The 12,634-nt window shown below is 60.8% G+C and carries 11 protein-coding genes and 3 tRNA genes; all 14 read right to left on the reverse strand.

Annotated elements, in window-relative coordinates; translation table 11 throughout:
• Window positions 1-72: 72 nt before the first annotated feature.
• Window positions 73-1,176: a rod shape-determining protein RodA gene (gene rodA, locus H7U20_RS07345; RefSeq protein ID WP_233410565.1), complete on the reverse strand. Its 1,104-nt coding sequence runs from the start codon at window positions 1,174-1,176 to the stop codon at window positions 73-75.
• Entirely contained in the window at window positions 1,173-1,304 is a 132-nt protein-coding gene (locus H7U20_RS30640) for a hypothetical protein (protein WP_255522487.1), read from the reverse strand. The genes rodA and H7U20_RS30640 overlap by 4 nt, the downstream gene beginning before the upstream one ends.
• A gap of 313 nt (window positions 1,305-1,617) precedes the next feature.
• On the reverse strand, window positions 1,618-3,543 hold the full coding sequence (locus H7U20_RS07350) for a SurA N-terminal domain-containing protein (protein WP_199518953.1): 1,926 nt from the start codon (window positions 3,541-3,543) through the stop codon (window positions 1,618-1,620).
• Window positions 3,536-3,778: a hypothetical protein gene (locus H7U20_RS07355; protein ID WP_199518954.1), complete on the reverse strand. Its 243-nt coding sequence runs from the start codon at window positions 3,776-3,778 to the stop codon at window positions 3,536-3,538. The genes H7U20_RS07350 and H7U20_RS07355 overlap by 8 nt, the downstream gene beginning before the upstream one ends.
• Before the next feature lie 124 nt (window positions 3,779-3,902).
• A tRNA-Asp gene (locus H7U20_RS07360) sits at window positions 3,903-3,979 on the reverse strand.
• A 26-nt stretch (window positions 3,980-4,005) separates the two neighbouring features.
• Window positions 4,006-4,081 (reverse strand) — tRNA-Val (locus tag H7U20_RS07365).
• Between the two features lie 53 nt (window positions 4,082-4,134).
• Window positions 4,135-4,422, reverse strand: a complete 288-nt coding sequence (locus H7U20_RS07370) for an HU family DNA-binding protein (RefSeq protein WP_370593101.1) — start codon at window positions 4,420-4,422, stop codon at window positions 4,135-4,137.
• A 184-nt stretch (window positions 4,423-4,606) separates the two neighbouring features.
• Entirely contained in the window at window positions 4,607-7,018 is a 2,412-nt protein-coding gene (gene lon, locus H7U20_RS07375; protein ID WP_199518955.1) for an endopeptidase La, read from the reverse strand.
• Window positions 7,019-7,299: 281 nt separating this feature from the next.
• Window positions 7,300-8,568 carry an ATP-dependent Clp protease ATP-binding subunit ClpX gene (gene clpX, locus H7U20_RS07380; protein ID WP_199518956.1) on the reverse strand — a complete coding sequence of 423 codons (1,269 nt, stop codon included), beginning with the start codon at window positions 8,566-8,568 and terminating at the stop codon, window positions 7,300-7,302.
• 162 nt (window positions 8,569-8,730) lie between these two features.
• On the reverse strand, window positions 8,731-9,348 hold the full coding sequence (gene clpP / locus H7U20_RS07385) for an ATP-dependent Clp endopeptidase proteolytic subunit ClpP (RefSeq protein ID WP_174900670.1): 618 nt from the start codon (window positions 9,346-9,348) through the stop codon (window positions 8,731-8,733).
• Window positions 9,349-9,467: 119 nt separating this feature from the next.
• A complete protein-coding gene (tig, locus tag H7U20_RS07390; RefSeq protein WP_199518957.1) occupies window positions 9,468-10,808 on the reverse strand; it encodes a trigger factor in 1,341 nt (446 codons plus the stop codon).
• 34 nt (window positions 10,809-10,842) lie between these two features.
• Window positions 10,843-10,929: transfer RNA gene (locus H7U20_RS07395), tRNA-Leu, on the reverse strand.
• A 226-nt stretch (window positions 10,930-11,155) separates the two neighbouring features.
• A complete protein-coding gene (locus H7U20_RS07400) occupies window positions 11,156-11,683 on the reverse strand; it encodes a hypothetical protein (RefSeq protein WP_199518958.1) in 528 nt (175 codons plus the stop codon).
• 10 nt (window positions 11,684-11,693) lie between these two features.
• On the reverse strand, window positions 11,694-12,482 hold the full coding sequence (locus H7U20_RS07405) for a PEP-CTERM sorting domain-containing protein (protein ID WP_199518959.1): 789 nt from the start codon (window positions 12,480-12,482) through the stop codon (window positions 11,694-11,696).
• Window positions 12,483-12,634: the final 152 nt, after the last annotated feature.

Genomic DNA, 12,634 nt, shown 5'->3' on the forward strand with positions numbered 1-12,634 from the left:
CGTTCGCGACCAATTCATGGAAATAAGTTGGCGAAATCCAGCTAGACGCGGCAGAGCAGCCCTCATCTAGCTTCAAGTCCGACAGACTGCTAGGCCCAGCGTCATCAGGGCCGTGCCGCCGTAGCTGATAAAGGGCAGCGGCACGCCGACCACCGGGACGATGCCGCTGACCATGCCGATGTTGACGAAGGCGTAGGTGAAGAAAATCATCGTGACCGCCCCGGCCAGCAGGCGCGAGAAGGCGGTGCCAGCGTTGGCGGTGATCTGCAGGCCGCGCAGGACCAGCAGGAAGTACATCACCAGCAAGACCAGGTTGCCGGCCAGGCCGAACTCTTCCGCGTAGACCGAGAAAATGAAATCGGTCGAGCGCTCCGGTAGAAAGCCTAGGCGGCCCTGGGTGCCCTCCATCCAACCCTTGCCACCCATGCCGCCCGAGCCGATGGCGATGCCGGCCTGCAGAACCTGGAAGCCCTTGCCCAGCGGGTCGGCCGTGGGATCGATCAAGGTCATCACGCGATGGCGCTGGTAGTCGTGCAGCAGCGGCCAGGCCAGCGGCAGGCTCAGCGCCGCTGTCGCCGCCAGCCCCGCCAGCGCCTTCCACGACAGGCCGGCCAGGATGATCACATAGCCGCCGGCCGCCAACACCAGCAAGGCGGTACCGAGATCGGGCTGCTTCATGATCAGCGCCACCGGCAGCAACAGCAGCAAGCTCGCCACCAGGAAAGCCTTCCAACGCCGCATGCCGGCGTATTGATGGAAGAACCAGGCCAGCATCAAGGGCATGGCGATCTTCATGATTTCGGACGGCTGGATATCAATGCCGATATGTAACCAGCGCTTCGCCCCCTTCTTGCTGACGCCGATCAGGAACACCGCCAGCAGCAAGGCCACGCCGACGCCGTAGATCGCTGCGGCATGGCGCATCAGCACCTGCGGCGGCACGTTCGCCACCACCCACATGACGCCCAGCGCCACCAGCATGTGGCGCAATTGCAAGGCGAAGCGGCCGGGGAAGTCGATGCTGGCCGAGTACAGCGTCAGCAATCCGGTCGACATCAACAACACGATGCACAGCGCCAGTGGCGCGTCCACCGCCAGATAGGGCCGCAGGCGGCCCCACAGCGCGGCCGGCCCGCCGGCGTCGGCGGCGCCGATGCTCATCATCGCCCGCCTCATTGCAGCGCCTGCAACCAGACCAGGCGCGCGCTCAGCGCGGCCAGTCCGAGCACCGCGATCACCGCCAGGACAAACAGACGGCGGCGGAAGCGTTGTGCCTCCTCGTCGGGGTGTGGGGTCTTGCTCATGCGGTCCTCGTTGCGTTGGATGGTGGCGTGGCGATCGCGCGCCTTGGCGGAGCGAAATTATCTCAGGCAACAGAGCTCTTGCGTTGGCCTTCGGATATCTTTTTTTATCAATAGTGCGCGCAAACCACAGTCGCCGCTCGGGCAATAAAAAAGCCGCTCGAAAGCGGCTTCTTCTCTGTTGGGCCCTCGAAAAACCGTCATTCCCGCGCAGGCGGGAATCTATACCCCGCATGTCCATTGGCTCAGCATGGGTTCCCGCCTACGCGGGAACGACAATTTGGTGGTTTTTCGAAGTGCCCTGTTGCGGCGGGGCTTACTTGGCGTCGCCCTCGGTCTTGGCTTCGCTGCTCGCCACGGCGATCGGCTTGACGATCTTGACCTTGGCCTTGTGCTTGAGCACTTCGACATAGTCGTGCATCTCTTGCTGGGCCAGGATGTTGGCGATCTGCTCCTGCTCCGACTTGCGGCGGGCCTCGTCCTGCTCGACCGGCTGCTGCACCTTGGCGATGCGGTAGATGCCATAACCCAGGCCAGGCACGTCGACACCGATGTAGGCCGGCAGCTTGCTGGTGTCCGCCTTCATCACTTGCAGCACGGCGGCGCCGTTGATGCCGTCGGCCTTGGCGCGCGACACGGTCTTGCTGGCGCCGAAGCCGGTGGCTTCGCCCGATTTACGCAACGCGGCCAACTTGTCCTCGCCGGCCTTCTTGGCCAGCTTGACCGCTTCTTCCATCGTCACGCGCTGACGGATCAGGGCGTCGACTTCGGCCAGCGGACGCTTGCTCGCCGCTTTGTACTCCAGCACGCGGCCGGCGATCAGGGTGCTCGGCGCGACTTCGACGGCTTCGGTGTTGCGCTTGTTCTTCAAGGTGTCGTCGGCGAACAGGGCGCTCAGGAACTTGGCGTGGTTGAACGGCGCGGCGCCCAGTTGCGGCGACGGCTGACGGCTCAGGCCGGCAACGGTTTCCACTTTCAGTTTCAGCTTGTCGGCCACCGGCTTCAGGCTGTCGGCCTGCTCGTAGACGGTGTTGGTGAAGGCTTCGGCCAGCTCGGAATACTTCTTGGCGGCCTTCTGCTTCTTCAGCTCGGCGGCGATTTCGCCCTTCACCTCATCCAGCGGCTTGACGGCCGAGGCTTTCAGCGAGGTCACGGTGATGATGTGGAAACCGAATTCCGAGGCCACCAGGTCGCTGATCTCGCCCTGCTTGAGCTTGAAAATGGCGTCCTCCACCGGCTTGACCAGCGAGCCCTTGGCGATGACGTCGAGGTCGCCGCCCAGTTCGGCCGAGCCCGGATCTTCCGATTTTGCCTTGGCGATCTTGGCGAAGTCGGCCGGCGCCTTGCGCACCTCGGCCAGGATGGCTTCGGCCTTGGCCTTGGCGGCGGCCTTGTCGGCGGCGCTGGCGTCCTTCTTCAGGGTAACCAGGATGTGGCTGGCGCGACGCGTTTCTTCGCTGGCGTAGCGCTTCTGGTTCTGCTCGTAGTAGGCGGCCACGTCGGCGTCGGTGACGGCGACCTGGTCCTGCACGGCGGCGCTGTTGAACAGCACGTATTCGATCTTGGCCTGCTCGGGCACCTCGAAGAACTTGCTGTTCTTGTCGTAGAAGGCCTTGACCATCTCGTCGGTGACTTTGACCTGGGGCAGGAATTCGGCCACCGGCAACACCAGCTCCTGCACCTCGCGCTCCTGCGCGCCGATGTCGGAGACGACCTTGGCCACGGTGCGCGGCACGAAGGCGGTGCCCTCGATGGCGGTGCTCAGCTGCTGCAACGCCAGGTCGCGGCGCATGCGGGCGTCGTTCTGCGCCGGCGTCATGCCTTGCGCGCTCAGGATCGCCTTGTAGCGTTCCAGGTCGAACTTGCCGTCGCCGCCGAACACTTCCAGAATGGTCTTCTGCAGTGTGGCGTCGCTGATGGTCAGATGGCTGCGCGCCACCTCGGCGCCGACGGCGCGCTCGGCGATCAGCGAATCAAGCACGGTTTGCTTGAACTCGGCGGTGTCGAACAGCTTCTGGTCGAACTGCGCGCCCATCCGCTGGCGGTAGCTCTCGAGCTGGTTGCGCAGCGCCGACTCGAACTCCTGCTGGGTCAGCGCATGGCCGTCGATCTTGGCGATGGTGCTGGCGTCGTCGCCGAAACCCTTGTAGCTGCTGATGCCGACCAGCGCGAAGGACGGAACGATGAGCAACATCAGGAAAAACTGCATCAAGCGTTGATGGGTGCGAATAAATTCAAACATGGTCAGCCAATTCGGATTGAGTGGAACTTGCACATACAAAAAAAGGCGAACTTTCGTTCGCCTCTTCTGGATCTGGCGGAATGGACGGGTCAGCTAAAACTTCGCCCACTTCCCCTTTAAATTCAACGACTTGCACGGCACATTGAACGAAGAACATGCCGGAAAAATCGGTATCACGCGATTTTACAGTGCGGCTACCGCTATAGCAAGCGCAAATCATTGGCAAAACGCCCATGTTGTGGCCAGCGAGTTAATCGCGGCGCCGCGGCGACATATTCCGCCACGGAGAATATCGACATAGCGGCGACTATAAATGAAAAAACCCTGCAAGCGATTAAGCTTGCAGGGTTTTCATGTTCTGGCGGAGCGGACGGGACTCGAACCCGCGACCCCCGGCGTGACAGGCCGGTATTCTAACCAACTGAACTACCGCTCCAGATACTGCTCGACTACATGCTCGGCTGGTGGGGGCTGAGAGGCTCGAACTCCCGACCTACGCCTTGTAAGGGCGCCGCTCTACCAACTGAGCTAAGCCCCCAATCGAACAACCCGGCAGCAGCTGGGAAAACCGCAGCTGCCCACCGAAGTCCGTTAGTTTACAGCATCCTTCAAAGCTTTGCCAGCTTTAAATTTAGGGACCTTAGCTGCATCGATCTGGATCGCTTCTTTCGTGCGCGGATTGCGGCCGGTACGGGCAGCGCGTTCGCTCACGGAGAAAGTGCCAAAGCCGACCAGGGTGACGCTGTCGTTCTTTTGCAAGGTTGTTGTTACACCGTCGATCACCGCATCCAGCGCGCGCGCCGCAGCCGCTTTCGAAATATCAGCGGATTGGGCAATATGGTCGATCAATTCAGTCTTATTCACTAGCTTCCCCGTCACAAAGGTTTATATCGTTTTACCGCCAGATTCTGTTTTAAACAAAACCGCCGGCAGAGAAAAATCTCAGGCCGTATTAAACAAGCCACACTCCCCTCGTGTCAAGCGCTTTACCCGTGGAAATGGGCTTTAAATAACAAACAAGCGCTACCAGAGCGCTTGTTTGGGTATTACCAGATGCTAAAAGTTAGTGTTTTACCACTTCCCCCTGGCCATCCACCTTGACGGCGGCAGCGGCCACGGCTTCCACCGCGGGCACTTCCACCAGCGCCTCGGGCATGCGCTCGAGGGCGATTTCCAGGACTTTGTCGATCCAACGCACCGGCACGATCTCCAGTTTGTTCTTCACATTGTCCGGAATTTCGGCCAGATCCTTGACGTTCTGCTCGGGGATCAGCACGGTCTTGATGCCGCCGCGATGCGCCGCCAACAGCTTCTCCTTCAGACCGCCGATCGGCAGCACCTCGCCACGCAGCGTGATCTCGCCGGTCATCGCCACATCGGCGCGCACCGGAATGCCGGTGAACACCGACACCAGCGCCACCGTCATCGCCGCGCCGGCCGAAGGACCGTCCTTCGGCGTGGCGCCTTCCGGCACGTGGATGTGGATGTCGCTCTTCTCGAACACGTCGGACTTGATGCCCAGACGCGCCGCACGACTGCGCACCACGGTGCGGGCCGCCTCGATCGACTCTTTCATCACATCGCCCAGCGTGCCGGTGCGGATGATGCCGCCCTTGCCCGGCATTTGCACCGCCTCGATGGTCAGCAGATCGCCGCCCACCTCGGTCCAGGCCAGGCCAACCACCTGGCCAACCTGGTTTTCCTTCTCGGCGACACCGAAATCGTAACGGCGCACACCGAGGAACTTGTCCAGGTTCTTGCTGGTGACGACGACCTTCTTCTCGGTCTTCTTCAGCAGCAGCATCTTGACCACCTTGCGGCAGATCTTCGACACTTCGCGCTCAAGCGAACGAACGCCGGCTTCGCGGGTGTAGTAGCGGATGATGTCGCGCAGCGCCGACTCGGCCACCGAGATCTCATCTTCCTTCAGGCCGTTGTTCTTGATCTGCTTCGGCAACAGGTAACGCTGGGCGATGCTGGTCTTTTCGTCCTCGGTGTAACCCGACAAGCGGATCACTTCCATCCGGTCGAGCAGCGCCGGCGGAATGTTGTACGAGTTCGAGGTGGCCACGAACATCACATCGGACAGGTCGAAGTCGACCTCGATGTAGTGATCGGAGAACGTATGGTTCTGTTCCGGATCGAGCACCTCGAGCAGGGCCGAAGAAGGGTCGCCACGGAAGTCCGCGCCCATCTTGTCGACCTCGTCCAGCAGGAACAGCGGATTGCGCACGCCGACCTTGGCCAGCGATTGCAGGATCTTGCCCGGCATGGAGCCGATGTAGGTGCGGCGGTGGCCACGGATCTCGGCCTCGTCACGCACGCCACCGAGCGCCATCCGCACGAACTTGCGGTTGGTGGCGCGGGCGATCGACTGGCCCAGCGAGGTCTTGCCGACGCCCGGAGGACCGACGAAGCACAGGATCGGCGCCTTCAGCTTGTCGACGCGTTGTTGCACCGCGAGGTATTCCAGGATGCGTTCCTTGACCTTGTCGAGACCGTAGTGATCGCCCTCCAACACCTTCTCGGCGTTGGTCAGGTCGTTGTTCACCTTGGACTTCTTCTTCCACGGCAGGCTGACCAGGGTGTCGATGTAGTTGCGCACCACGGTGGCCTCGGCCGACATCGGCGACATCAGCTTGAGCTTTTTCAGCTCGGCGGTGGCCTTGTCCAGCGCTTCCTTCGGCATCTTGGCGCTGACCACCTTCTTCTCCAGCTCGTCGAGGTCGGCGCCATCCTCGCCCTCGCCCAGTTCCTTCTGGATCGCCTTGACCTGCTCGTTCAGGTAGTACTCGCGCTGGGATTTCTCCATCTGGCGCTTGACGCGGCCACGGATGCGCTTTTCCACTTGCAGAATGTCGAGTTCGCCTTCCAGTTGGCCGAGCAGGTGCTCAAGGCGCTTGGCGACGCTGAAGATCTCCAGGATCACCTGCTTTTGCTCAAGCTTGAGCGGCAGGTGGGCGGCGACGGTGTCGGCCAGGCGGCCGGCGTCGTCGATGCCCGACAGCGAGGCGAGGATCTCCGGCGGGATTTTCTTGTTGAGTTTGACGTACTGGTCGAACTGCTGAACGATGGCGCGGCGCATCGCTTCGATTTCCGAATCGTCGCCCAGCTCGGATTCGAGCGGCGTCAGGTCGGCCACGAAGTGCGACGGCGTGTCGGTGATGCGCTTGATGCGGGCGCGCTGGGCGCCTTCGACCAGCACCTTGACGGTGCCGTCCGGCAGTTTCAGCATTTGCAGAATATTGGCCACGCAACCGATTTCGTAGATATCGGAGGCAGAAGGTTCGTCCTTGGCTGCAGCTTTTTGCGCGGCAAGCATGATGCTCTTGCCCTGCTCCATAGCCGCTTCCAGCGCCTTGATCGATTTTGGGCGCCCTACGAACAGCGGTATCACCATATGCGGGAAAACTACAACGTCCCGCAACGGCAATAACGGCAGTTGAGTTTGCTCAGTTAATTTGGAAGTTGTCATGGCGTACCTTATGAGAATGCGTGTTTATGATGTGGCACTCATCTGCCGAATCACAAGACGGCGGTCGGAAATAATTCTCAGGACAATTAAACATTGCCTGAAACCTTGGCTGCCGTGCTCTAAGCGAATGCAATTCAAATAAAAAAGCCACGCGCGGCAGATCTGTCGCGAGTGGCTTTCCGACTGAAGCCTGCATTCTTTTATTGATTTAAATTGTACCGCCTCGCCCCACGGATGCGAAATTTTTTTTCGCATCTGTGCGGACGATGTCGAATACTTATTTAATTCTCGCCCGATGCCTTGGCCGGTTCCTGATAAATCAATAACGGTTTGGCGCCGCTGGTGATGGTGTTCTCGTCGATCACCACCTTGGTGACGTTCTGCTCGTTGGGCAGTTCGTACATGACGTCCAGCAAGGCGTGCTCGAGGATCGAGCGCAGGCCGCGGGCGCCGGTCTTGCGCGCCAACGCCTTCTTGGCGATCGCGTGCAGGGCGGCCGGACGAATCTCCAACTCGGCGCCTTCCATGTCGAGCAGCTTCGAGTATTGCTTGACCAGGGCGTTCTTCGGCTCGATCAGGATCTGGATCAGCGCCTCCTCGGTCAGCTCGGACAGGGTGGCGACCACCGGCAGACGGCCGACCAGCTCGGGGATCAGGCCGAACTTGATCAGATCCTCCGGTTCGGCTTCCAGCAGCACGTCGCTGGCCGAACGCTCGGACTTGCTCTTCACGCTGGCCGAGAAGCCGATGCCGCTCTTCTCCGAACGGTTGGCGATCACCTTGGCCAGGCCGTCGAAGGCGCCGCCGCAGATGAACATGATGTTGGTGGTGTCGATCTGCACGAAGTCCTGGTTCGGATGCTTGCGGCCGCCCTGTGGCGGCACCGAGGCCATGGTGCCCTCGATCAGCTTCAGCAGCGCCTGCTGCACGCCCTCGCCCGAAACGTCGCGGGTGATCGACGGATTGTCCGACTTGCGCGAGATCTTGTCGATCTCATCGATGTAGACAATGCCGCGCTGGGCCTTCTCGACATCGTAGTTGCAACTTTGCAACAGTTTCTGGATGATATTCTCGACATCCTCACCGACATAACCGGCTTCGGTCAGCGTGGTGGCGTCGGCGATGACGAAGGGCACGTTGAGCATGCGCGCCAGGGTCTGCGCCAGCAGGGTCTTGCCGGAGCCGGTGGGGCCGACCAGCAGGATGTTGCTCTTGGCCAGCTCGATGTCGTCCTTCTTGCCCAAGTGCTTGAGGCGCTTGTAGTGGTTGTACACCGCCACCGACAGGATGCGCTTGGCCGTTTGCTGGCCGATCACGTACTGGTCGAGCAGATCCTTGATTTCGTGCGGGGTCGGCAGGTCCGACTTGGCGCCGGCGACCGACTCGATGGCCGAGGTTTCGTCGCGGATAATGTCATTGCACAGGTCAATGCATTCGTCGCAGATGAAGACCGACGGGCCGGCGATGAGTTTCTTTACCTCGTGCTGGCTCTTGCCGCAAAACGAGCAGTACAGTAATTTTTCGCCGCTGGAGGATTTTTTGTCTGACATGGGGCAGTTTTCTTTGGTTTAGCAGTAGGGGTGTTGCTGGTGCCGGAAAGCATGTTTGCCACGGAAAAACCGCGCGTAACCACCATGCTACCCGAAATGAAAACGAAACGCCCGAACGTTTGAGCGTCCGGGCGTTTTTTTAGCAAGACCGCTTGGGACGCATCAAGCGCGGCTGGTCAACACTTTGTCGATCAAACCGTACTCCGCGGCCTCGTCGGCGGACAGGAAGCGGTCGCGGTCCGTGTCCTTGGCGATCTGCTCGACCGTCTGACCGGTGCGCTCCGCCAGGATGCTGTTCAGGCGGTGGCGCAGGTAGAGGATTTCCTTGGCCTGGATCTCGATGTCCGAGGCCTGGCCCTGCGAGCCACCGGACGGCTGGTGGATCATGATGCGCGAGTTCGGCAGCGAGAAGCGCTTGCCCTTGGCGCCGGCGGCCAGCAGGAAGGCGCCCATCGAGGCGGCCATGCCGGTGCACAACGTCGAGACGTCGGGCTTGATGAACTGCATCGTGTCGAAGATGGCCATGCCGGCCGAGACCGAGCCGCCAGGCGAGTTGATGTAGAGCGAGATGTCCTTGTCGGGATTTTCGCTCTCCAGGAACAACAACTGGGCGACGATCAAGTTCGCCATCTGGTCGTTGACGGGGCCAACCATGAAGATCACGCGCTCTTTGAGCAGGCGCGAATAGATGTCGTAGGAGCGCTCGCCGCGGCCGCTCTGTTCGACCACCATCGGCACCAGGCCGAGCATTTGTGTGTCCAGCGCCGGATTTCGGTTCATACCAGTATTCCTTTTCCTTGTGAAGCAGCCAGGGTCGATTGCCAGACGGCCTCGCGGCGGCCGCCCCGCGCGAGGCGGAACGACTACCGGAGACCGTCCTTATTCTAGCCTAAGCTGGATTACGCTTGAGCGTTGCTTCCCATCAATTCATCGAACGCGACAACCTTGGACGACGACTTGGACAGGCCCAGTACGTAGTTGACGACGTTTTCTTCCAATACAAGGGCTTCGACTTCGGCCAGACGGCGACGGTCGCTGTAGTAGTACTTCAGCACTTCGCGCGGGTCTTCGTAGCTTTGGGCGAAGTCTTCGACTTGCGCTTTGACTTGCTCAGGCGTGGCTTGCAGCTTGTTGTCGCCAACCAGTTGCGACAGGATCAGGCCCAGGCGGACGCGACGTTCGGCTTTTTCAGCGAACAGTTCGGCCGGGAAAGGCACGTCCTTGATGTTCATGCCGCGCTGCGCCATGTCCTGGCGGGTCATGTCGGCCAGACGCTCGCTGTCCTGGGCGATCAGGGCTTGCGGCACGTCCAGGGTGGCGGTCTTGACCAGCGCATCCATCACGGCTTCCTTGTTGCGGGCCTTGACACGGCCGGCGACTTCGCGTTCCAGGTTGACTTTGATGTCTTCGCGCATTTTGGCGATGTCGCCATCGGCCACGCCCAGCGACTTGGCGAACTCGGTGTCGACTTCCGGCAGGTGCGCCCATTCCAGCTGTTTCAGCGTGATGGTGAACGAGGCGGTCTTGCCGGCCACGTCCTTACCATGGTAGTCCTCCGGGAAGGCCAATGGGAAGGTCTTCGCCTGGCCGACCTTCAGGCCGATGGTGGCGGCTTCGAACTCCGGCAGCATGCGGCCTTCGCCGAGCACGAAGGCGTAGTCGTCGGCCTTGCCGCCCGGGAATTCGACGTCGTCGATCGAGCCGACGAAGTCGACGGTCACGCGGTCGCCGTTGGCGGCAATCGCCGCGCCGCCGTCGCCGTGTTCGCCAGCCTCACCCTTGGTGTGGAAGTGCACGCGCTGCTTGCGCAGGATGTCGATGGTCTTGTCGATTTCCGCGGCCGACACTTCGGCTTTGACGGTCTCGATTTCCACGGTGGTCAGATCGCCGACCACGACTTCCGGATAGACTTCGAAGGTGGCGTCGAAGGTCAGCACGCCGTCGGCCGAATCTTCCTTCGGTTCGATGCGTGGGTAACCGGCAACGCGCAGGTTGTTTTCGTTGGCGGCGTCGTTGAAGGCGCGGCCAACTTTGTCATTCAGCACTTCGGTTTCGATCTGATAACCGTACTGTGCTGCGACCATTTTTAAAGGAACTTTGCCCGGACGGAAGCCTGGTGCCTTAGCCGACTTGGCTTGCACTTTCAGGCGTTTCTCAACTTCGGTGCGGACATCAGTCAGCGGGAAGGAGATCGTGATACGACGTTCGAGTTTGCCCAAGGTTTCGACTGCAGTTGCCATGTTTAAAAATCGTCCAAAAAATTAGAAATACAGTTGGTGCGAGGAGGGGGACTCGAACCCCCACACCATTGCTGGCGTCAGGACCTAAACCTGGTGCGTCTACCAATTTCGCCATCCTCGCGGCATGTTTGCACAAAAGCAAAGGGCGACCCGTAAGTGAAAACGGCCGCCCCATCCCGCCAAAGGCGAGAGCTTTCAACTTCAACGCGGTATTTTAACGGGTTTTTCGGCGCGATGTGATGATTTTTAACCTATCGCCAACATTCTGCTCTTCTTTGCCTAACTTCTTCGAAAACCCGCCCTTCCCCAATCTCAAACGCCACCCGCGCACGCCGCGTTCCGCGCCGCTAGAAGCCGTCCGGCAACCAGCCCGGATCGAAGCGGCCCTCGCTGAGCGGCTTTTGCGCCGCCGCCGCTTGCGCCACGGCCAGCAAAGCCTGGTACAACTCGTCGAATTCGGCATTGTGGTCGTGCTGCCAGCGGCTGACGTCGACGCTCCGCCCCGAGGCCAGGCGCACGGCGATGCGCGGCCTGGCCGCGTCCGGCAGGCCGGGCTTGCTGCTGGAGGCGATGGGCGCCGCCGCGTGGGCGGCGGCCAGGCGTAGCAGCCGGGCCATGGCCTCGGCCGGCACGGCCAGCTGGTAACGCTTTTCGGCCAGCGCCGTCACGCCGGACAGGCGCGACACCAGCTGGCAATAGCCCTTGCCGTCGGCGGCCAGGTAGATAAGCTGGCCGCCATGCAAGGGCTGCACGTCCCTCAAGATAATCGCCGCCACCTGGTCCACCTTGGCCCGCCCTTCTTCCTGTGCGCTGGCGGGCCGCGACGCGGCGACCCGCTCGGGCGCCGCGCAAGCGGCGACCAACAAAGTCAGCAAAATGACCGCCCTAGCCTTGACGTTTGCGCCCATACATCCCCATCAACATGAACAAGCCGGCACACAACAGCGCCACCTCGGACGGCTCCGGCACGGCCGTCAAGATGAACGGCGTGGTCGGATTCAACTGCTTCATGTAATCGTAATACTGTTGATAGTACCGCGCATACATGACCGGATTGGCATTTAATGCGCCCAAGCCCATCAAACCGTCGTTCGACAGTGTCGGATTCGGGTATTGGTTCACCGCGCCGCCGATGTACTCGTCGAACAGGCCCATCATGTGGCCGACCTCGTGGGCGTTGACGCTGGCGCTGTCGCCGGTGTACCAGTTCAGCATGTCCGAACGGCCCGGGCCGGCGTGCACCTGGACCTTCTGGTTGAACGGCCCGTCGGTCGTCAGCGCGACGAAAATAGGAATCACCTGGCCGGTGCTGGTGTCCTTGACCGCGTATTTGTTGTCCCACACCGAGGCGACCCCGGCCTTCGCGGCGTTGGCGTAGGCGGTCTTCTGGGCGGCGGTATAGTTGAGTCCGGCGTCGAAGGAGAAGTCGATCTGGATGTCCTTCAGCAGCTTCTTGCCGTCGAAGCTGCGCGTGTAGCTGTAGTCCCAGGTATAGGGACCGAAGGGGCCGGGGTTGCCGGCGTTATCCTTCAGGTCGGCGTCGCCGTAGGCCGGCGTGGTGCGCGTGCCGGTGATGTTTTGCGAACCGGTGGCCAAGTCGGCCAGCGCAGAGGTGGAAAGCGATGCCATCGCCATGGCGACAAGTAGTGACGATATGTTGATTTTATTTTTCATTTTCATTCTCGAATAATAGTTATTAGCAATACCGGATGGCTTACCTCCCTGATTACCCTCGACACGCACAACTCCATCCCCGCACCCGGTAGACCGACGTAAAAACCATCGTTGCAAATTGCGTGGAAGAAAAACTAAATGAGCAAATTAAA

Origin of the sequence: Rugamonas violacea (assembly GCF_016461825.1) — a bacterium.
GTDB lineage: Bacteria > Pseudomonadota > Gammaproteobacteria > Burkholderiales > Burkholderiaceae_D > Rugamonas.

Coding starts and splice junctions, on each gene's coding strand:
- rodA (WP_233410565.1), bottom strand. CDS start 1,176: ATGAGGCGGGCGATGATGAGCATCGGCGCCGCCGACGCCGGCGGGCCG.
- H7U20_RS30640 (WP_255522487.1), bottom strand. CDS start 1,304: ATGAGCAAGACCCCACACCCCGACGAGGAGGCACAACGCTTCCGCCGC.
- H7U20_RS07350 (WP_199518953.1), bottom strand. CDS start 3,543: ATGTTTGAATTTATTCGCACCCATCAACGCTTGATGCAGTTTTTCCTG.
- H7U20_RS07355 (WP_199518954.1), bottom strand. CDS start 3,778: ATGGGCGTTTTGCCAATGATTTGCGCTTGCTATAGCGGTAGCCGCACT.
- lon (WP_199518955.1), bottom strand. CDS start 7,018: ATGACAACTTCCAAATTAACTGAGCAAACTCAACTGCCGTTATTGCCG.
- clpX (WP_199518956.1), bottom strand. CDS start 8,568: ATGTCAGACAAAAAATCCTCCAGCGGCGAAAAATTACTGTACTGCTCG.
- clpP (WP_174900670.1), bottom strand. CDS start 9,348: ATGAACCGAAATCCGGCGCTGGACACACAAATGCTCGGCCTGGTGCCG.
- tig (WP_199518957.1), bottom strand. CDS start 10,808: ATGGCAACTGCAGTCGAAACCTTGGGCAAACTCGAACGTCGTATCACG.
- H7U20_RS07405 (WP_199518959.1), bottom strand. CDS start 12,482: ATGAAAAATAAAATCAACATATCGTCACTACTTGTCGCCATGGCGATG.